The sequence below is a fragment of the Ruegeria haliotis genome, assembly GCF_013377785.1.
GTDB classification, from domain to species: domain Bacteria; phylum Pseudomonadota; class Alphaproteobacteria; order Rhodobacterales; family Rhodobacteraceae; genus Ruegeria; species Ruegeria haliotis.
In genome coordinates, this window is the sequence record NZ_JABXWT010000031.1 from 1 (window position 1) to 19,187 (window position 19,187).

Genomic DNA, 19,187 nt, shown 5'->3' on the forward strand with positions numbered 1-19,187 from the left:
AGCGTGACCCGGATGAGTGACAGGTCCCCCTTCAAACGAAGGAAAACGAGCTTGACCCAAACGCCCAATTAGAGAAGACATTTGTAGACCCGGCAAGTTGACCAACGTTCTCCCCCGAACCGGACTTTCGTGCAGGACGCAACAAAGTAGGCGGCAGTAACCATCCCACCGCCTACTCAAGCTCAAGTGTTTCTGGCTTTTCCCGGAGCACCGCGCTATGCAGCCGCCCCAGCCAGACAACGTTGCGCGTCCGCCATGAGCTCGCCGGCAGGTGCCGCAGAGCTGATCAAATCGATGCCCTCGCCTGCAAAGGCGGTTGCAACATCAAGATCCCCGGCTTCCTGAGCTGCCGCCCATTTTGCCGCTTCAACGCCCGCTTCCAGCTTTAAGGCGTCTTCTGCGCCGTGCCATTTCTGAATGAACGGGTTGCGCAGAACACGGCCGTTGTAGCGGCTGGGCCAGTCGTAACCACGGACCACGTCCACCACCCGCGTGCGGATCGTGTCGTCACCTGTCGCGGCCACCGCGCGATTAAGAATACGCGGATGTACCAGTGCCTCGTTCGAGGCCCAGAACCGCGTGCCGATCACCACCCCATCTGCCCCAAGCATCAGGGCCGCAGCCAGGCCGCGTCCGTCCGAAATACCGCCAGCAGCACAGAGCAGCGCCTCGCTGTTTTGACGCGCGATCTCATCAGCGATCTCGGGAACCAGAGCAAAGGTGCCGCGCGCATCGCCATGGCCGCCAGCTTCCGCCCCCTGGGCGACAATGATGTCTGCGCTGCAATCCAGTGCCCGCCGCGCATCGCGCAAAGTCTGGACCTGGCAGATCAGCGGCACACCGGCTTCCTTGATCGCTGGAGCGAATGGTGCCGGATTGCCAAATGACAGGAACAGTGCAGCGGGATCACGCGCCAGCACCTGGTCGAGCAGGTGCGGCCGCTCCGCGAGCTTCCATGTAATCAGCCCACAGCCCACGCGGGCATCCGCAGCGATATCGAACTGTTGGCCGATCCAGGCGGCATCACCGTAGGCGCCCCCAATCATACCCAGACCGTCGGCGCTGGATACGGCGCTAGCGAGCGCGCCGCCTGCAGCAAATGCCATCGGTGCCTGGATCACCGGACAGGTGATCCCCAGCGCCTCAGTCAGCCGCGTCTTCATAGCGTCTGTTTCCGGTGCTCTTGCACCGGCAGACCACCAACGCCCCAATCTTCCAGCGGAACTTCGTTTATCACCACAAAGGTTGTGGCCGGGTTCTTGCCCAGAACGTTGTGCAGAAGGTCCGTAACCCCGATAATCAGCTGCGCTTTTTGATTTGCACTTGGACCTGTGCCGTCAGGACCGCCTTCGCGTGTCACTTTGATATTCACATATGGCATGGGTCAGTCCTTTCGCGGAACATAGGAAAACACTTTCGCAACGATGCGCCATTCTGTGCCGTAGCGGACAAGGGTCAGAAGGTCATGGAAATCTCGCCCCATCATGGTCATCCGGGCGCTGACACGGGCCAACCTGTCGCTGGCAAATGCGATCTCCAGCATTTCCTCCTCACGGGGATCACCGCGCCTCGCCGGTGGTTCACGCCCGTCCACGCGGCTCATGTAGGTCTCCAGACCCAGATTCAGTTCATCGCCCTCTGTGGCACAGATATAAGCCAGCTGGGGATGGAACACTCTGCGCAACATGTTGCTATCGGCCTGATGGAGGCCTTCGAAATAGACCTCCATCAGTTCGCCGACCTTTTTGTGGTCGGCGGGCGTCATTGGATCAACCCCTCGGCACGCATCGCGGCCTGAGCAGACGGACGGGCAGCACTGCGGCTTACAAACGCCGCCAGCCGGGGCCAACGAGACAGGTCGATGCCGGTGAAATTCGCCCAGTTCGCGACCACGAATAGGTATGCGTCAGCTACCGAGAACTGGTTCGAAACCAGCCACTCTCGGCCATCCTGCAGCTGCACTTCGATCAGATCGAACTTGCCCGCAACAGCGGTGCGTGTCGCGTCTTTGTCAGCCTCGGACGTGCCGTCGCGAAACAGCGGGCCGAAGGCCTTGTGCAACTCGGTCCCAATCCAGTTGAGCTGTTCCTGCATCCGAGCTCGGGCCAAGGTGCCGGCTACCGGCGCCAGGCCTGCTTCGGGATTGCTGTCCGCGATAAATTGAAAAACAGCTGCTCCTTCGGTGAGGACGCTACCGTCGTCCAAACCCAGAGCCGGAACGTATCCTTTGGGGTTGATCGTATGATAGTCAGCACCGCTTTCAGTTTGGCCTGCCGCAGTGTCCACGGCCTCGATTTCAAACGGACGGCCGGTTTCATGCAGGGCGATGTGGCTGGCCAGCGGGCACGCGCCTGGCTTGTAGTAGAGTTTCATGACATTCTCCTGTGTTGAGCGTTGCCCTCTGACTACCCGGCAATATGATTGATTGGTAATATTGTATTTTCATAATAATGATCGAAATAACTGATCATATTGAGAGCCCATGAAACACGACCAACTCATTGCCTTTGAGGCAATTGTCTCAACTGGTACCTTTCGCGGTGCGGCTGAGCGTCTACACAAATCACAGTCCGCCATCAGCCACACCATCCGCCAATTGGAAGAGGAATTGGAGCTGGAACTGTTCAGCCGCGAAGCCTACCGGCCCTCGCTCACGCCGGCCGGCGAGATCTTCTACCGAGAAGCCTCTCGGGTGTTGCGGCAGATGCAAGGGCTCAGAACCACCGCTGCTCGGTTGCGCGCCCGAGAAGAGCCAGAACTGAATATTGCTGTCAGTGCCACTATGGATTTGGATACTTTTCTGCCAGCGCTTGCCGACACCGGCCGGCGTCACCCCGCAACTCATCTTCGGCTGCGTATGGAGATGATGGGCGGCCCGATCGCACGGCTTATGGAAGGCAAGGCGGATATCGCGCTTGCATCGCTTGACGGGGTGCCCTTGGAAGAAGTGGAAGCAGAGCCGGTTGCGGAGGTGACAATCCGGCCAGTGGCCAGCCCCGATCTGAATCTGCCGACCGGTTCCCGCGCAATATCGACAACTGAGATGCAAAGCCATGTGCAGGTGATCACGGCGGGCACAGGCGGCACCGCGCATGAACAGAGCCGTGATCTGCTGTCAGGGGGCCTGAAATGGACGGTCTCGGATCTCACGGCCAAGAAAAAAGTGATCCTCGCCGGCCTTGGTTGGGGTGGCTTGCCCGATCATATGACGGAGGAGGAGCGGCGGTCAGGGATATTGCTTTCCCTGAACCTGGAAGGGTTCCCATTGCGCCGGACCATGATCTTCAAGATGAGGCGCAGGGACCAGGCAATAGGAGTTGTTGCCGATGAGCTTTGGAACAAAATCGGGCTGCCAAGTCGGCCTGAAGCAAGAGTTGCCGAGGACAGTTGATCCTCTGCAACTCTGGTGATCCGCTCTCATATTGAGGCAAAAGACGCTTCCCCAGAAGACGCGGTACGGCCCATTGCGGACTCTCTGCTCGATGTTACAATGCTGCGGCTGCAGCCCGCTTTTCGGACATTCGCTGTGATTGCAAAAACTGGCACCGGATGAACTATTACAAATTGGACAGCGAGTGAATTCGCTTCACCCGCCGCAGTAAAAAGCACAAACTATTGTACCTATCGCAAAAGACCCCCGGCTTAACAGTAAGCCTAGCGCTGTCTAGAAAGATGGCTGCTTCCCAGTTTGCAATCAGATAGTCCTGCTTGTTGGATACAGATAGCATTCCAACTGCAAACTCGGTGTAGCAGACAATTGTTGGCTCTTCCTTAAGCGATCACTGTCGCTGTGGCCTTCATGATCTGGTTCCGAACCCCATACTTAGAAACTTTGATCAACACCAAGTCTTAGAACTCGACGACGGCACGGATAGATTCACCTTTGTGCATCAGGTCAAACCCCTCGTTAATCTGGTCGAGGGAAAGTTTGTGGGTGATCATCGGATCAATCTCGATTTTGCCGTCCATGTACCAATCCACAATTTTGGGCACGTCGGTACGCCCAGATGCACCACCGAACGCCGTGCCGCGCCATGAGCGTCCAGTAACAAGCTGGAAGGGGCGGGTCGAGATTTCGGCGCCTGCGGGCGCCACCCCAATAATAATACTCTCGCCCCAGCCTTTATGTGCGCATTCCAGCGCGGTGCGCATCACGTTTACATTGCCGGTAGCGTCAAAGGTGTAGTCGGCTCCGCCGCCGGTCAGCTCAACCAGATGGGTAACCATATCACCTTCGACTTTGGATGGGTTCACGAAATCGGTCAGACCAAATTCACGTGCCAACTCTTCTTTGCTGTCATTGAGATCAACACCCACGATTTGATCCGCGCCCGCCATGCGCAGGCCCTGAATAACATTCAGACCGATGCCGCCGAGGCCAAAGACCACCGCACAGCTACCGATTTCCGCCTTGGCAGTGTTGATCACCGCGCCGATGCCGGTGGTCACGCCGCAACCGATGTAGCAGACTTTGTCGAAGGGTGCGTCCTGACGAATTTTGGCCAGCGCAATTTCAGGCACAACTGTGTGGTTGGCAAAGGTCGAGCAGCCCATGTAATGGTGTATTGGCGTACCATCCAGCATCGAGAATCGGGTCGACCCATCCGGCAGCAGACCGGCCCCTTGGGTCGCGCGGATCGACTGGCACAGGTTGGTTTTAGGGTTTAGACAGTACTCACATTCCCGGCATTCAGGCGTGTAAAGCGGGATCACGTGGTCGCCGACTTCAAGGCTGCTAACACCTTCGCCAACTTCAATCACAACACCTGCACCTTCATGGCCGAGGATCGCAGGAAAAATACCTTCGGGGTCATCGCCCGAACGGGTAAATTCATCCGTATGACACAGGCCCGTGGCCTTGATTTCGACCAGAACTTCTCCGGCGCGGGGACCTTCAAGATTCACGTCCATCACTTCCAGAGGCTTGCCAGGGGCTACTGCCACCGCTGCACGCGTTCTCATCATTGGTTTGTCCTTCTTTGGAATATCGTCAAAGGTGGCGTCCGATCCAAATGTGTCGCATCTTGAACCGGACGCCGAGGTTCGCCGACTTGGGGTACGCGGCGAAGGGGAGTAGAGTTCGTTTCAGGCAGCAGACACGATCGATCCAGAGACCGCAGGCCCTGCGGGGAATACACCGGACATCACCGTGAACCCCGGGATCCGTTTGAACCGGTCACACCATCGGCGAATTGCCGGATAATCCATGCGAGACACGCCACCCTCTTCCGACAACATGATGTATGGAAAACAGGCAATATCGGCGATCGTCGGGTGATCCCCGGGACAGATCCAGTCCTGACCAGCCTCTTCCGCAAAATACAAATGCTCATCAAGGATACGGAACAACGTGTTGGCCCCGGCACGAGCGGCGTCCACGTCGATTTGCGTATAGAACAGTGCGTCGTGAAGACGTGCCGCAGACGCCGTGGCCGTGATCCCATCTGCAAAAGCCAGCCACTGAGAGATCTGACCCAGCAGTGCAGGGTTGTCGCGCGGATACCATTTGCCAGAGGCATCATACTTGGATGCCAGATAAACCAGAATTGCCTGAGCGTCCCGCAACACCAGCCCGTCGTCGTCGACCACCGGCAGCTGCCCCAACGGATTGATCTGCCGAAAACCTTCAGATTTATGTTGGTTACCCGGGTAAAAGTCGATCAACTTGCTTTCGTATTCAACACCCAGAAAGGACATCAAAAGACGCAGCTTGTAGCAATTGCCCGAGAGTTCATAGTCATAGAGTTTGATCATTTTGTACCTCAGATATCCAGGATGAGCCGATTAGATGCTGCGCGGCTGACGCAGGTCATGATGGATCTGCCTTCAGCTTTTTCGCCATCGCTCAAGTAAACGTCCTGATGGATGACATCGCCTTCGATCACGCCACATCGACAAGTACCGCAGGCCCCTTGCTCGCAAGAGCTGGACATGTTGATTCCGTTTTCCCGCAACACGTCCAGAATTGACTTGCCGGCTGGTACGGTGAGCGTCATTGCCGATCGCGCCAGGTCGATCTCGAAGCTGTTGGAATCATCCAGTTCCGTCGTGTTTTTGAAATACTCAAAATGCACAGCCTCGTCTGCCCAGCCCTTATCGGCCGCAATCTGGCGAGTGGCTTCCAGCATCGGACCTGGACCACAGATATAGACGTGCCGGGCATAGCCGGGGTTGGCAAGAACCTCTGTGAGCGTTTCTCCGGTTTCCTTCGGGCTTTGACCCTTGTGGATATTGAGTGCTCCTTCGAATTCGGAGAGCTCACGTTTGAAGGCCACGTGATCGTCAGACTGCACAAAATAGTGGAACTCAAATTCCAACCCCTGCGCATTCAGTGCACGCGCCATAGCGATCAGAGGCGTAACTCCGATACCTCCAGCAATGAAGATGGTGTGCACAGCATCGCGGCGCAGAGGGAAATTGTTGCGCGGCGCCGAAATCGCGAGAACGTCCCCCTCGCCAACAGTATCATGAATGGCAACCGACCCCCCCCGGCTATCAGGTTCACGCTTAACACCGATCGTGTAATGGTCCGTTTCTCCAGGTCCATTGGTAACCGAATATTGGCGCACCAAACCATTTGGCAGATGAACATCGATGTGAGCACCGGGTTGGAAAGTGGGAAGTTGATCTTTGATCGCCTCCAGACGGAGGCTTGCAATTCCGTCCGCAGTCATTTCCTTGCGGGCAACCTGAACCCGAAGATCCGCCTTGCGGCCGTCGACGCTGATTGCGGGAATATCCACGAGGTCTTCCGAAACCTTGGCAATCACCGGTTCGTAGGGAGCAGGTGTCTCTTGTCGAGCTGCCTGCGTCTCGGTCCTGTCGCGCAGTTCTTGCATCAGCCAACTGTGACGCTTCAGCAAGGCAATACGCTCTTCACCCGCTACCTTTCTGTTATACAGCGCTCTTGCAACTGAATGATTGCTGTCCACCGGTTGCACAAACACACGGACGGCGCTGCCATCCGTGGCGGTGATGGTTACTGACCCATCAGAGTTCTCCGCACTCTCACAAGTATCGTCCCAAGCATAGCCCAGCAGGGCTTGATTCACCATTTTTTGTGGCGCCATTATCGGCACCGGACGCAATACAGTCGCCGATTCAAACCCGTCAATCGCAGGTAGCTCTCCGACCGCCAACTCGCCTGCCCAGACCAGCCCATAGGCCTCTTGCGCGGGATAGGTATTGTTGCAGATCGTCCGCGCGGGAGCGTCTGCAGGGTGGGCCGGGATATAGGTACAGCCTGCGGTGCGGTTGGCATAGCGCCAACCATGGTACTGGCACCTCAGCTCGGTTCCATTGTTGATACCGATGGATAGCCGCACACCACGGTGGAGGCAGCGGTTTTCCCAGACGTTGACATAGCCATCGTCGGCTCGCCATACGGCAAACTCGCGCCCTAGCAGCTGCGCCTGATATACATGGCGTTTTGGCAAGTCCGAGCTGGACGCGATCGGATACCAGTTACTTTGCAGGTCGGTGGTCATGTTGATTTTCCCGTTGGTTTTCGGTCACGCAGCCGCAGGGATCACACCATATGTAATCCCCTTATCGGACAGCCACCTGCGGTAGGCGATTGCGGATTTATCCGCGCGAATGGGCGTTTCCGCCCTAGGATCCAGCGGTAACCGCTTTGGATACTGGTTCTCCAGAATTGGTTTGTCCTGTCCAAAGATCGTCTGCTGAAACAAGCGAATTGAGATGTCATCATTGCTTTCGTCCAACAAGGACAGGAGCATGTGGACACGCAGGGTTTCCTGGCTCGTCGGTTGAATGAAAATCGCGATGACATCCATGCGTTCGGGATCGGTCGGGTTGGATTTGTACAACACTGCGCTATAGGGATGGGGCACGCGGTAAACGTAATCCACATCCATCCCGCCGCTTGCAACTGCTGCTGCCATTGGCTGCCAAAACTTACAGTTTGTGGCCAGGATTTCATCCCGTTCTTTCGACACTTCCACAAAGTACTCTTTGACTTCCGTGTGCGGCTCGGCCCCCAGAATATCGGTATGGACGTAGGGAAAATGACCCATGTCCAGAAAGTTCTCGACCAAACGAGGCGCCGAGACATTTACGCCGAAACTTGCGGCGTGAATGTTGCGCCGGTCTTGTTCATCATACTCGGGAATAGGAAAAATGTCTGCATCAGGGGTGCCAAGCGAAGTCCAGAAATAGCCATACCGTTCTTTTATGGGAAGACGGTCGGTTTCCGGATTTCCGCCAGACGCAACATCATGAACCCACGCGACTATCTCGCCGGTGTGATTTCTAGTGTAGGCAATCGGTTGTTCCAACAGAATTGTTTGTGCTGTTTCTCCGATCAGCACTTCGTCCAGCGGCGCAATCGCATACCAAAGATTCAATGCGATAGGATCACTGCATTTGAGAATAGACAAGATATGTCCTCCTGTTTGTTCTTCAAGCCGCTGGAATAGCGCCGTAATTCACGTCGTGGTCACGTAGCCATCTGCGATACAATATCGCGACCTTGTCGGCCCGTATCGGGGTTTCTGCTCGTGGGTCCAGAGGCAGGCGGCGCGGTATTTGGTTTTCCAGAATCGGTTTGTCCTGCGCAAAGATAAGCTGCATGAACCAGCGAATATCGGGTTCCGACATTCCTTCCTTAATGTAACAGAGCATGTTGTGGACAACGCAAGACTCCGGACCAACAGGCTGGATGAATAAAACGATGTAATCCATGCGGTCAGGATAGAGCGGGTTTGTCTTGTAGAGCGCTACGATGTAGGGCCGATAAACCCGGTATTTGTACTCAACCTCGATGCCCCCATCGGCGGTCGGTGAAGCGACTGGCTGATGAAAGAAGCATTCTGTCGCTATGATCTCGTCGTCGCTTGTCAGTTCGACCTGGTAAGGTGCAACTTCTGTGTGCGGCTCTTCTCCCAGCCAGCCGGTGTGAACAAATGGGAAGTGTCCCATGTCCAAAAAATTCTCCACCACTCTCAGGCCCGATACCTTGACTGGGAAGGATCCGCCACTGACGAGATATCGGTCGGCTTCGAGGGCTTCTGGAATATCGATAATGCCCCGGTCGGGCGTGCCAAGGCTGGTCCACACGAAACCATATTTGACTTGGACCGGCAAATCGCGCCCTTCAGCACACAATGTAACGGCGGGCATCCCGTTCGGTTGAATTGACACCTTTAGCACCCGCTCGAAAAGCTCGGTTTTTAGGTGCGCGCCCGACTTGAGCTGCTCCAAATCGGCGACAGCATGCCAGTCATCAAGCAAGATTCGATCATGACAACTCACGATAACCTCCTAAGCGTGACAGTGTTGCGATGCTTCCCATGAACGCTACACAAAAACATATAAATTGCATATCAATTTTAGATAGACAGACTTTCAATATCTGTTTGATAGTCTATCAAACTAAAAAAGGTTACTTCTTGAATCATGTCTGACGCGTGCGGCGTCTGACGCGCAAACCGAGGTCTTCGCCTCTAGAGATATGATCAGGAAGGTCGTGCCATTATCATGGGGAACCGTTCAGATGAGATATCCAAAATCGTCACAAGGGCGATTATTAGTAAGGATTTGCTGCCCGGGTGTAAGCTAAGCGAACAAACGCTTGCAGATCTATTCGATGTTAGCCGCGCGGTGGTGCGGCAAGCCCTAATTCGACTGAGTGATGACGGCTTGGTAACCATGGAGCGCAACAAGGGCGCGTTTGTCTCGCGCCCAAGCTTTCGCGAAGCAGTCGAAATCTATGACGCGCTGACAATGTTGGAACAGGGCGTCGCAGCTCAACTGTCCGGGCGCCTGGATGCCCGCGGGTGGAGTGAATTGCGACAACATGTAGAGCGGCAAAACAAGGCGGTCGAAGACAAGAATGACGAGCTCGCTGATCAGTTAGGATCCGGGTTTCACGAGGTTTTGGTCCGCCTTTCTCGGAATACAGTTGTGCAGCAGATGCATGCGCAACTGATCCGGCGCACTGCATTACTTCGCTCACTCGTAAGTTCTCGGTTCGATTACTGCGGGCTGCTGCACGATCACGAAGTTCTTGTCGATCTTTTGGAAGAAGGAAAAGTTACCGAAGCCCAAAAGCTGATTGCCACACATCACAACGACGTTGTGAAAGGCTATCTCATGGACGACACCAGTCAGCTCGAAATCAATGCCCGCGAAGCACTTGAGCGTTACGTATCAAAGCAAAACGCTGCCTGATCAAATCAGGTTGCGAAAGAAGAACTGCAACCAGGAACGATCCAGAAAATTAGGAACGGACAACAACAAGACTTAGCAAGCACTACTTCAACAGGGAGACGACAATGAAACGCGCAACACGAAGAGAAATGCTCAAATACGGGGCTGCCGCCGGCTTGGCATCTGGCCTGACGACATGGCCTGGGATGGGACGCGCGGCCGACACGCTAAAGGTCGGCGCGGTCTATGTCTCGCCCGTGTCAGAAATCGGGTGGACGAAACAACACAGCCTTGGCGTAGAAGCGATTCAGGCCGAATTTGGCGACAAAGTCGAAGTAACTGTTATCGATAATATCTTCCGACCACAGGATGCTGAACGCGTGTTTCGAGAGCTTGCGGGCGCCGGCAACGATCTTGTGTTCGGCACAAGCTTTTCGCACGGTACGCCCATGCAAAAAGTTGCACCTCGGTTCCCGGAAACCAAGTTCGAACACTGCTCAGGTATCAAGCATCTCAAGAACCTTGGAACGTTTGAAGCCAAGTATTTTGAGGGGACATATCTGGCTGGGGTCACCGCAGGTCATGCATCCAAATCCGCAAAAATTGGTTTCATTGGGGGCTTCCCAATTCCCGATATCGTCGGACCGGCAAATGCCCTATTGCTTGGCGCTCAAAGCGTAAATCCAGATGTCACCTGCAACGTGATTTTCCTCAATAGCTGGTTCGACCCTGGCAAGGAAAAAGAAGCAGCGAAGACACTGATTGCTCAAGGCTGTGACGTGATCTGTTCGATGACGGATACAGCCACTGGGGTTCAAGTGGCCGGCGAAAATGACGCTTGGTCGATTGGATATGCCAGCGACATGTCGAAATTCGCCGAAGGCAAGCAGCTAACGGCCTTCACGCTCAACTGGGCACCGGTTTACGTACGGGCTGCGAATTCGGTTGCCGCTGGCAACTGGACATCGACAGAGCAGTGGCTGGGTTTGGCCGACGACGTGGTTCAGATGGCTCCTTACAACCCAGAATTGCCCGCAGATGTGATCACTGCCGCAGAAAAAGCTCAGGCAGACATAGTATCAGGTGCACTGCACCCCTTCGGTGGAGAAGTGAAAGACCAGTCGGGGCAGGTTCGTGTCAAAGAAGGTGAAACCCTGCCAATCGCGGACATTCGCGGCATCAACTGGTTTGTCGAAGGTATGATCGGCAACCTCGGCTAAATTTCTTTCTGAAACTTTGAGCGGCCTGTTCGACTTATCTTCGTGCGGGTTGCTCTACAATCCAGGGAAACCGCGCCAATGGCACCGCGTCTTGAACTTCGTGGCATAAGCAAGTCATACCCAGGTGTTATCGCGAACGATAACATTTCGCTTTCTGTTCTTCCGGGTGAAATTCACGCCGTTCTCGGAGAAAACGGGGCCGGAAAGAGCACACTTATGAAAATCATCTACGGCGCAACTCACGCCGATGAAGGTGAAATTCGTTGCGACGGCAAATTGGTTCCTGAACATGGACCTGCCGTTTCGCGGGAACTGGGGATCGAAATGGTGTACCAGCATTTCGCCCTCTTCGAATCCATCTCAGTCGTGGAAAATATTGCGTTGTCGATGCCAGGGAAAATGGATCTGGACGGCTTGGCACTTAGGGTTCGCGAAGTGTCAGAACGGTACGGGTTGCCGATTGATCCAGACCGTCTAGTTCTGACCCTTTCGGTTGGTGAGCGACAGAGAGTTGAGATCGTGCGCTGTCTTCTGCGCGAGCCCAAATTACTTATCCTCGATGAGCCTACTTCGGTGCTGACACCGCAGGCAGTACAGAAGCTTTTCGAAACGCTCAGGCAATTGTCAGACGAAGGGTGCAGTATTTTATACATCAGTCACAAGCTCGACGAAGTTCGGGATCTTTGTCAGACTGCAACGGTTCTGCGCAACGGCCAGGTCACCGGCGAAACTGACCCGCGCAAAGCAACATCAGCAGAGCTTGCACGAATGATGGTTGGAAGCGATCTGCCAGAAATGATGGTCGAGTCGTCTGAATTAAGTAACGCGCCGATATTGTCAGTGAGTAACCTGACCCTGGAAGCTGAGTCTGTCACCGGTACGTCTCTAAAGTCGATTTCCTTGGAGGCATATGGAGGTGAAATTGTTGGCATTGCCGGTGTTTCTGGCAATGGGCAAGGTGAATTGGCGGCAGCGATCAGTGGCGAACGAATTACAAATGCCGCAGAAGATGTTGTTTTGGAAGGCCGTCCCATCGGGCATCTCGATGCGGGAAAGCGACGAGATCTGGGTCTCGGCTTTGTTCCCGAAGAACGGTTGGGTCGCGGTGCTGTACCCCCCTACGAGCTATCCGAAAACGCACTTTTGACAGCGCATCGAAAGGGCATGGTCAAACATGGAATGGCCAACCGAAAGAAGGCGCGTGAATTCGCATCTCATGTCATTGACAAGTACAAAGTCAAAGCCAATGGGCCTGAGGCAAAGGCACACGGTCTTTCAGGCGGAAATTTGCAGAAGTTCATCGTCGGACGTGAAATCGAGCTCGATCCCCGAGCTCTGTTGATTTCGCAGCCAACGTGGGGCGTTGATGTTGGTGCAGCCGCCCATGTTCGTCAAACACTGATCGACATCAGTCGCAGTGGGCAGGCGGTGATCGTGATTTCCGAAGAATTGGAAGAACTCTTCGAGATTTGCGACCGCATCTACGTCATTTGCCATGGAAAACTGTCTCAATCGCTTAACCGGGCCGAAACTAATGTCGAAGAAGTGGGGCTCCTCATGACTGGAATCGGGAGCCAAACCAATGATTCTGGCTCAACAACAGAGGGCTTTGACTATGCTGTTTAAGATCGAGGCTCGTCCCGAGCCTTCACGTCAGATGGCGCTTGCCGCGCCGTTGATTGCGACCGGACTAACCATAGTTATCAGTTCAATATTTTTCCTGACGCTTGGCCTGAATCCTTTCCTGACGCTTTACACCTTTTTTGTCGAACCACTTACGACGAAAAATGGTCTGTCTGAATGGCTACTGAAAGCGTCGCCACTGATTTTGATTGCCTGCGGCCTGTCCATCGGTTTCCGAGCAAATGTGTGGAATATCGGCGCAGAGGGTCAATTGATTATGGGGGCGATAACGGCCACTGGCGTTGGGCTTTTCCTACCTTTTCAGGAAAGCGGTTTGTTGCTGCCCTTGATGGCAGTTGCGGGTGTAATCGGTGGCATGGCATGGGCTGCAATTCCAGCCTTCTTACGCGACCGGATGAACACAAACGAAATTCTGGTAACCTTGATGCTGACCTATATTGCAGCACTAGTATTGTCGTGGCTCGTTCATGGCCCCTGGCGTGATCCCGAAGGATTCAATTTCCCGCAGACGGCACTATTGCCTAACCAGGGCATGTTCGGAGTGTTTGACTACGCCTATCGTCTCAACACCAGTATCTTCATAACAGGTGTCGTTGTTGTCCTGACGTGGGTGTTCACTGAGCGCAGCTTTCTTGGTTACAAAATGTCAGTCGGCGGAGCGGCGCCCTCCGCCGCCCGGTTTGCTGGCTTCAGCAGTTCCGCTTCAATTTGGATTGGTTTGCTGGCGTCAGGTGCGGCGGCTGGGCTCGCCGGCATGATGGAGGTTGCTGGCCCACTCGGGCAGCTTTCACCACAAATCTCACCAGGATATGGTTTTGCTGCAATCATTGTTGCCTTCATCGGGCGCCTGAACGCGATCGGCATCGTGCTGGGCGGACTGTTGTTGTCCCTGCTCTACCTGGGTGGTGAATCCGTCCAGCTGTCGCTGGGGCTGCCATCTTCGATTGCCCTCATTTTTCAGGGAATGCTGCTGTTCTTTCTTCTGGCCAGCAACTTTCTCATCAACTTCCGCTTTCGCAAAATAGCAATGAGGGCTCATTGATGGATCTTTTTGTTTCCATATTCACTGCCACCATAATCGCGGCCACGCCTCTGATACTTGCTGCTCTTGGCGAACTCATCGTGGAGAAATCCGGCGTATTAAACCTGGGTATCGAAGGTATGATGCTGATTGGAGCCGCGTTTGGCGTCTGGGCGCATTTTGCCGGATTACCGATGTTTTTGGCGGTCGTCATTGCCGTTCTTGCTGGTATGGCGTCTTCACTTCTGTTTGGAGTGTTGGCTCTGACCTTTATGACCAACCAATATGCAGCAGGACTTGCCTTGGCCATATTCGGCGCAGGTGTGTCGGCCTTTATCGGTCGCGGTTTCGGAAGTACCCCAGTAGAGGCCATCCAACCGATTGACATCCCCGGACTGTCCAATATTCCAGTGATTGGAGAAATGTTCTTTCACTATGATCCGCTGGTCTATTTTTCGTTTGTTATGTTTGGGGCCGTAAGCTGGTTCCTCTATCAAACAAAGGCCGGGCTGACTTTGCGAGCAATTGGCGAAAGCCCGGATTCCGCTCACGCAATCGGCTTTCACGTAATCCGAATTCGCTACCTTGCTGTCATGTTTGGCGGTGGAATGGCTGGTCTTGGCGGGGCTTACTTGTCATTGGTCTATACGCCCCTATGGGTCGAGAATATGACCGCGGGACGTGGTTGGATCGCATTGGCTCTTGTGGTTTTTTCCGCATGGCGACCAAAGCGTGTCGTACTCGGCGCTTGGCTATTTGGCGGAATGACGATCCTGCAACTGCAAGGCCAGGCGATGGGTCTAGCCATACCCTCAGAAGTTCTGTCATCTCTGCCCTATTTGGCCACCATCATTGTCTTGGTGCTGATCTCTCAGAATCGGCAAGCAATGGCCCTGGACTTCCCGGTCTCTCTGGCGCAGCCATTTCGCCCGAAAGGATGATAGATCGCACAGTGGGAGAACCCGTAACGACAGACATTCGCGCAAGGTGGGGCATCCGATAGATTGCGCTCGCTGCCGACCTCGGTGCCGTTGCAGCAAAGACCCCTGCCCTGCCAATATCTTATCACGTGGACGGCCCAATCCGGACCTTGGACCTACACTCAAGTTGCTGCGGTCGCAGCCCGCTTAGCGGCCATTCCCCGCGAAAGCGAAATCTTAAGGTCTCCAAATGGAAAAGACGCGGACAAGGTTTGAATTTGCTGCATCTGCGCCAATGGCAGCTAATAATTCTCACTTTCAGTTGTCAGCTTCCGTGCATGCGCGAAACACCATCAGCTGAAGGAAAAACAGCTTATAGTCGACGTCATTCACTGTCATACAATCGCCATCTTAATCATGAAAAGCCAGTCATACATTTACACTGCGAGGATCAAATGCAATTCAAATACTCCGCGATCGCCCTTGTTTTGCTTTCCGCTTGTGACGTAGCACCGCCCACACCTGAAGAGGCAAAACTGCAAGAGCAACAACAGCAACAGGTGCAAGACGATCTGTACCGTCAACAACTGGATCTCGATTGTTTCTCTGGTGACCAAAAAGCTTGCGAAAGCCAGCAAAAACTAAAGGAAATCGATGCAGTTGGAGATGCACTTGAGGGAGTGGTCGAAGCTGCTAATTCGGGTGGTTGACAGCGAATTGATACGTGAAGTCATACTTTTTGACCGAACTTTTCCCAACGCACGATCCACCGCACCGGACGTATTCTTGATGACTGCTAAATTATTCAATCTGAACTCTCTTGGCGCTATGTGCATTGCCGGGCTCTGCGCGACGGTGGCTTTCGACGCCTGGGGTCAAATCATCAGTCCTGGGCTGGGATGGGCAAATCTGTCGCCCGAAGGGCTGGCGATCAGCCTGCTTTCCAGTCTGGGGCTACCAGCCAGCAATTTTCTTGGGTTCTTCGTGCACTTTTATGTGGTGGGCCTGATTGCATATCCTGCCGGATGGATGTTCATCTTCAAGCCAGTTTGGACTTCCTTTGTGTCCGATGCACACCTGGGGCTTGCCTCAGCTTTCTACGGCTTTTCACTTTGGGTCTTTGCTATTGGAGGTGTTACCACATTTGCTGGCCTGCCCCCGTTTCTGAGCTTCACAGGCATAACCTGGGTCGCGCTTGCTGGCCACATTCTCTATGGGATCGTGCTGGTCGCAGTCCTGAAATTTGTCGCGCGGCCGGATCAATCTTCTCCGGCAGCACATCACGAGTAATTTAGGTGCGCCTCGAGCGCTGAACATCGACGAAATAGCTAACTGCGCAGGTGGCATGAAACATATCATAACAATTTCAACACTTCTTATTGCTGCCGTACAAGGAAGTGTTTTCACCGCATCTGCACAGTCTTTCGATTGTGCCAACGAAAAGACGCAGGTCGAGACCATGATCTGCAACTCATCACTGTTATCTGCATTAGATGAAGAGATGGCACGTATGTTTACATCTGCGCACGACGCAGGAAACGCCAATATTATCGTTGCGGAGCAGCGCAGTTGGCTTCAAACGCGTGCGCTGTGTGATGGTGATACTTCGTGCCTGGAAAAGAGCTATCTGCATCGGACCGCAGAGCTGGCCGCTGAAACAGTGCCATTACGACCCGGGTCTTACATCGGACCCTTCGGTGAGCTCATTTTGGATGTAACAGGCTCGGAAGCCATTGGCTTTCACATAAAATTCTCTGGAGGAAACGTGAACTACACGTGTGGCACCGACCCAGCCGAGCTCCGGCAGGCAGGAAGTTCCTTATCCGTGTTTGCAGATGGCAAACCGCTTCTGAACCTTACACGCGTCGGGAGGGGATTGTTGTTACCGGATACCGGTACCAACCGAAATCTCAAAGCTGCATGGTGCGGCAGCAGGGCCCCTGACTTTGTGGGGTCATTCTTCAAATACTCGCCAAATGAGCCATGATATGAACGGAACTCCTGACACGCGCATATTGGCATTTGTCACAGCGTGCACCCTGGCAATCGGTTATTGCACATTCGCCGTTGCCCAAAATCAGGATAACGGCAAAGCACCAAGGCTATCGGTTAATGTGCTGCAGAACTTAAATCCTTTGCAAATTGCCGCCTATGCCTGCACCGGCGGCGCGGGTGCTTTAGCCCGTGACAATCCGCTGGTTGGTCGAAACACGCTGGTCCTTGGCGAACCGGTGCAAAACGGGAACCAGCAGATCGTACCTATGATTTCGCTCTCGGGTCAGAAACTCACAGGGACGGGGGTTTCTTTAGGCGCAGATGGAAAGTTAACGTCTTTCCAATTCTCGTGCAGCCTGAGCCATGATCTTTCGCAAGCAACGGATTTCAGCCTGACCGCGATTGGGCATCTTGCAAACTGGTCCAGGGAAGATGGGTCCGGGGCAAATTACAAACGGACGTCAGATAAAGGATTGAAATGGTACACACAGGACTTGGGTGATACTGTTCGCTTGGCTCATGGTAGGCCCGAAACGGACAATCAGGACTATTTTGCCCAATGCAGAAAAGGTGGAGGTTCGTTCGAATGGTCTATTCCCTACGCGACAGAGGGCTTTGGACCCGATGCGCAGGTTCCTGTGTCTGTGTTTGCACCGCCGACTAAAGGTGAGGGTCTTTATGCGGCGAATTCCGTGTTTGACGATGAGAGCGCCGGTTATATTGCTGTTGCTACCGTGCCATTTACCGACCCGTTGCTCACCTGGATCGCTAAAGCGGATCACCTAATCTATAGCGTCGCTCAGGCAGAGTTCGCGTTGGACTTGTCAGGTTCCGCCACGGCAGTGCGTGAATTCGAGAAACTGTGTGAAGGCTAGGTCTGGAACATCGCAAACGGTTCCATATGTGTGATCTGTAAACGCATTTCTTTGGAATCAAATAAGGATTAGAAAATGAAGGCTCTGGCTGGACTATTTACCGCAATGGTTTTATCCGCTTCCGCTGTTTGGGCCGGGCCCCAATATATTGACGGAACGGGTTATGCGGTTTCAGGTTATGACGTGGTTGCCTATCGCGATCTGACGGCGGCTCCAATTGGCACGCCGCAACCGAATGGAGTTGAGGGCCATACGTCCATCACTGCGGACTATAACGGGGCTACGTGGGCGTTCTCGACCGAAGAAAATCGCGACAAGTTTCTGGCAAATCCGGGTTATTATGCGCCACAATTCGATGGGCACTGTGCATATGGGGTAGCACAAGGTGGCAAAGTGCCGGGTAACCCGAACCTTTGGCGCATCGTTGATGACAAACTGTACCTGAACATCACCAAGGTGGTGGTCGGCTTCTGGGAAGAAGATATCCCTGGTAACATCAAAAAGGCCAATGAGAATTGGCCCGGAATCAAAGATGATCCCGCCTCGACCAATGTGATCCCAAATTTCACCTCGACCGCCCCGGTCAAGGAGTGAGATGTACAACAGATTCCGCGATACAATTTGTCTGGTGGTTGCCTGTATAGATTTATCGGCCGATCTGGCAAACGCGGATGGTGATCTTGATTTTTTGTCCGGTCGGTATTGCACAAGCGACAGCGCGCCCGAACTTGAGATCACTATTCCGAACCCACAAAGCCAGAGTAATAGCGGCCCTGATGCTTAGCTGGAGCAAGCCAGAGCCCATATCGGCGATGGATTGACCGTCCGAGAGGCCGCAGCGCACTTCAAAATCAGCAAAACCAGCCTCTACAACGCTCTCAGAGACCAAAAATTCGACTGAAACCACGGATGTTCCCGTAAAGTTCGCACGAGCCGGACAATAAAGTCAATTTTGTGCAGTGACCCCTATCGATCTCACCATTCGAGCGACAAAGAGCCAGTTCGCTGCGCAAAAACTAATGGCAGCTTCGACGCGTCGTATTGGAAATCCCCACCCAGTTGCACGACACGGTCTAGATGCGTACTTGCGTTTGACCAATATCCTCCTGGCCTAGCCAAAGGCGCTCAGAACAACCGAAACCACAAGTATCACCGCTGCCTGGCTTCCAGCCGCAATTCGACCTGCGTCGAGTTTAAGCAAGAATATGTCGCGGAACCGCGCGTTCAAACCTTCGGTGACGACGCCATCAAGTGACTGCCGGTTATAGATCGCGGCATCAGACCGGCCCGCCATCCTGTCTTCAAAGCTTTGGTAGCTATCGAATGTAAAAAGTGAGGTTTG

Annotated in this window: 20 protein-coding genes and 1 pseudogene; 11 read left to right on the forward strand and 10 right to left on the reverse strand. The window is 54.0% G+C overall.

Going from position 1 to position 19,187, the window contains the following annotated elements:
- Positions 1-215 precede the first annotated feature (215 nt).
- The 4 genes from HW561_RS22445 to gstA are packed head-to-tail and all read right to left on the reverse strand — an operon-like array spanning position 216 to position 2,373.
- The gene (locus tag HW561_RS22445; RefSeq protein WP_176867587.1) at positions 216-1,163 is read right to left on the reverse strand and encodes an NAD(P)H-dependent flavin oxidoreductase; all 948 of its coding nucleotides are present in this window, start codon (positions 1,161-1,163) and stop codon (positions 216-218) included.
- A complete protein-coding gene (locus HW561_RS22450; RefSeq protein ID WP_176867588.1) occupies positions 1,160-1,381 on the reverse strand; it encodes a tautomerase family protein in 222 nt (73 codons plus the stop codon). Before HW561_RS22450 ends, HW561_RS22445 begins: the two co-directional genes overlap by 4 nt.
- Positions 1,382-1,384: 3 nt before the next feature.
- Positions 1,385-1,765, reverse strand: coding sequence for a nuclear transport factor 2 family protein (locus HW561_RS22455; protein WP_176867589.1), 381 nt, complete (start codon positions 1,763-1,765; stop codon positions 1,385-1,387).
- Positions 1,762-2,373, reverse strand: coding sequence for a glutathione transferase GstA (gstA, locus tag HW561_RS22460; protein WP_176867590.1), 612 nt, complete (start codon positions 2,371-2,373; stop codon positions 1,762-1,764). The genes HW561_RS22455 and gstA overlap by 4 nt, the downstream gene beginning before the upstream one ends.
- Positions 2,374-2,482: 109 nt before the next feature.
- Here gstA and HW561_RS22465 point away from each other — a divergent pair, with 109 nt between their 5' ends.
- Positions 2,483-3,391: a LysR family transcriptional regulator gene (locus HW561_RS22465; protein ID WP_176867591.1), complete on the forward strand. Its 909-nt coding sequence runs from the start codon at positions 2,483-2,485 to the stop codon at positions 3,389-3,391.
- 458 nt (positions 3,392-3,849) lie between these two features.
- Here the strand turns inward: HW561_RS22465 and HW561_RS22470 are convergent, their stop codons facing one another.
- The 5 genes from HW561_RS22470 to HW561_RS22490 all read right to left on the reverse strand — a co-directional run bounded on the left by HW561_RS22470 (position 3,850) and on the right by HW561_RS22490 (position 9,252).
- Positions 3,850-4,962, reverse strand: coding sequence for an S-(hydroxymethyl)glutathione dehydrogenase/class III alcohol dehydrogenase (locus tag HW561_RS22470; RefSeq protein ID WP_176867603.1), 1,113 nt, complete (start codon positions 4,960-4,962; stop codon positions 3,850-3,852).
- Positions 4,963-5,085: 123 nt separating this feature from the next.
- Complete coding sequence (locus tag HW561_RS22475) at positions 5,086-5,754, reverse strand: glutathione S-transferase family protein (protein WP_176867592.1); 669 nt, start codon at positions 5,752-5,754, stop codon at positions 5,086-5,088.
- A gap of 8 nt (positions 5,755-5,762) precedes the next feature.
- Complete coding sequence (locus HW561_RS22480) at positions 5,763-7,487, reverse strand: Rieske 2Fe-2S domain-containing protein (RefSeq protein ID WP_176867593.1); 1,725 nt, start codon at positions 7,485-7,487, stop codon at positions 5,763-5,765.
- 24 nt (positions 7,488-7,511) lie between these two features.
- On the reverse strand, positions 7,512-8,399 hold the full coding sequence (locus HW561_RS22485) for an aromatic ring-hydroxylating oxygenase subunit alpha (protein WP_176867594.1): 888 nt from the start codon (positions 8,397-8,399) through the stop codon (positions 7,512-7,514).
- Positions 8,400-8,421: 22 nt separating this feature from the next.
- A complete protein-coding gene (locus HW561_RS22490; protein ID WP_211198742.1) occupies positions 8,422-9,252 on the reverse strand; it encodes an aromatic ring-hydroxylating oxygenase subunit alpha in 831 nt (276 codons plus the stop codon).
- Between the two features lie 246 nt (positions 9,253-9,498).
- Here HW561_RS22490 and HW561_RS22495 point away from each other — a divergent pair, with 246 nt between their 5' ends.
- The 10 genes from HW561_RS22495 to HW561_RS22540 all read left to right on the forward strand — a co-directional run bounded on the left by HW561_RS22495 (position 9,499) and on the right by HW561_RS22540 (position 18,439).
- Complete coding sequence (locus HW561_RS22495; RefSeq protein WP_176867595.1) at positions 9,499-10,191, forward strand: GntR family transcriptional regulator; 693 nt, start codon at positions 9,499-9,501, stop codon at positions 10,189-10,191.
- A 104-nt stretch (positions 10,192-10,295) separates the two neighbouring features.
- The gene (locus tag HW561_RS22500) at positions 10,296-11,390 is read left to right on the forward strand and encodes a BMP family ABC transporter substrate-binding protein (protein WP_176867596.1); all 1,095 of its coding nucleotides are present in this window, start codon (positions 10,296-10,298) and stop codon (positions 11,388-11,390) included.
- Between the two features lie 78 nt (positions 11,391-11,468).
- Positions 11,469-13,016 (forward strand): ABC transporter ATP-binding protein, encoded by a 1,548-nt coding sequence (locus tag HW561_RS22505; protein ID WP_176867597.1) that lies wholly within the window; start codon positions 11,469-11,471, stop codon positions 13,014-13,016.
- Positions 12,973-14,076, forward strand: coding sequence for an ABC transporter permease (locus tag HW561_RS22510; RefSeq protein WP_235963041.1), 1,104 nt, complete (start codon positions 12,973-12,975; stop codon positions 14,074-14,076). The genes HW561_RS22505 and HW561_RS22510 overlap by 44 nt, the downstream gene beginning before the upstream one ends.
- Positions 14,076-14,996, forward strand: coding sequence for an ABC transporter permease (locus tag HW561_RS22515; RefSeq protein WP_176867598.1), 921 nt, complete (start codon positions 14,076-14,078; stop codon positions 14,994-14,996). The genes HW561_RS22510 and HW561_RS22515 overlap by 1 nt, the downstream gene beginning before the upstream one ends.
- Positions 14,997-15,313: 317 nt before the next feature.
- Positions 15,314-15,685, forward strand: coding sequence for a hypothetical protein (locus tag HW561_RS22520; RefSeq protein WP_176867599.1), 372 nt, complete (start codon positions 15,314-15,316; stop codon positions 15,683-15,685).
- Positions 15,630-16,265: a hypothetical protein gene (locus HW561_RS22525; protein WP_235963042.1), complete on the forward strand. Its 636-nt coding sequence runs from the start codon at positions 15,630-15,632 to the stop codon at positions 16,263-16,265. Before HW561_RS22520 ends, HW561_RS22525 begins: the two co-directional genes overlap by 56 nt.
- 55 nt (positions 16,266-16,320) lie before the next feature.
- Positions 16,321-16,962: a lysozyme inhibitor LprI family protein gene (locus HW561_RS22530; protein WP_176867600.1), complete on the forward strand. Its 642-nt coding sequence runs from the start codon at positions 16,321-16,323 to the stop codon at positions 16,960-16,962.
- Between the two features lie 28 nt (positions 16,963-16,990).
- Positions 16,991-17,845: a hypothetical protein gene (locus tag HW561_RS22535; RefSeq protein WP_176867601.1), complete on the forward strand. Its 855-nt coding sequence runs from the start codon at positions 16,991-16,993 to the stop codon at positions 17,843-17,845.
- Between the two features lie 75 nt (positions 17,846-17,920).
- On the forward strand, positions 17,921-18,439 hold the full coding sequence (locus HW561_RS22540; protein WP_176867602.1) for a YHS domain-containing (seleno)protein: 519 nt from the start codon (positions 17,921-17,923) through the stop codon (positions 18,437-18,439).
- Between the two features lie 517 nt (positions 18,440-18,956).
- Here the strand turns inward: HW561_RS22540 and HW561_RS22545 are convergent.
- Positions 18,957-19,187 (reverse strand): annotated as a pseudogene (locus HW561_RS22545) (hypothetical protein); the annotation flags it as partial.

What these genes read in the sequence shown, in the direction of transcription:
- HW561_RS22445 (WP_176867587.1), bottom strand. Translation starts at nt 1,163, where the DNA reads ATGAAGACGCGGCTGACTGAGGCGCTGGGGATCACCTGTCCGGTGATC.
- HW561_RS22450 (WP_176867588.1), bottom strand. Translation starts at nt 1,381, where the DNA reads ATGCCATATGTGAATATCAAAGTGACACGCGAAGGCGGTCCTGACGGC.
- HW561_RS22455 (WP_176867589.1), bottom strand. Translation starts at nt 1,765, where the DNA reads ATGACGCCCGCCGACCACAAAAAGGTCGGCGAACTGATGGAGGTCTAT.
- gstA (WP_176867590.1), bottom strand. Translation starts at nt 2,373, where the DNA reads ATGAAACTCTACTACAAGCCAGGCGCGTGCCCGCTGGCCAGCCACATC.
- HW561_RS22465 (WP_176867591.1), top strand. Translation starts at nt 2,483, where the DNA reads ATGAAACACGACCAACTCATTGCCTTTGAGGCAATTGTCTCAACTGGT.
- HW561_RS22470 (WP_176867603.1), bottom strand. Translation starts at nt 4,962, where the DNA reads ATGAGAACGCGTGCAGCGGTGGCAGTAGCCCCTGGCAAGCCTCTGGAA.
- HW561_RS22475 (WP_176867592.1), bottom strand. Translation starts at nt 5,754, where the DNA reads ATGATCAAACTCTATGACTATGAACTCTCGGGCAATTGCTACAAGCTG.
- HW561_RS22480 (WP_176867593.1), bottom strand. Translation starts at nt 7,487, where the DNA reads ATGACCACCGACCTGCAAAGTAACTGGTATCCGATCGCGTCCAGCTCG.
- HW561_RS22495 (WP_176867595.1), top strand. Translation starts at nt 9,499, where the DNA reads ATGGGGAACCGTTCAGATGAGATATCCAAAATCGTCACAAGGGCGATT.
- HW561_RS22500 (WP_176867596.1), top strand. Translation starts at nt 10,296, where the DNA reads ATGAAACGCGCAACACGAAGAGAAATGCTCAAATACGGGGCTGCCGCC.
- HW561_RS22505 (WP_176867597.1), top strand. Translation starts at nt 11,469, where the DNA reads ATGGCACCGCGTCTTGAACTTCGTGGCATAAGCAAGTCATACCCAGGT.
- HW561_RS22510 (WP_235963041.1), top strand. Translation starts at nt 12,973, where the DNA reads ATGATTCTGGCTCAACAACAGAGGGCTTTGACTATGCTGTTTAAGATC.
- HW561_RS22515 (WP_176867598.1), top strand. Translation starts at nt 14,076, where the DNA reads ATGGATCTTTTTGTTTCCATATTCACTGCCACCATAATCGCGGCCACG.
- HW561_RS22520 (WP_176867599.1), top strand. Translation starts at nt 15,314, where the DNA reads ATGCGCGAAACACCATCAGCTGAAGGAAAAACAGCTTATAGTCGACGT.
- HW561_RS22525 (WP_235963042.1), top strand. Translation starts at nt 15,630, where the DNA reads ATGCAGTTGGAGATGCACTTGAGGGAGTGGTCGAAGCTGCTAATTCGG.
- HW561_RS22530 (WP_176867600.1), top strand. Translation starts at nt 16,321, where the DNA reads ATGAAACATATCATAACAATTTCAACACTTCTTATTGCTGCCGTACAA.
- HW561_RS22540 (WP_176867602.1), top strand. Translation starts at nt 17,921, where the DNA reads ATGAAGGCTCTGGCTGGACTATTTACCGCAATGGTTTTATCCGCTTCC.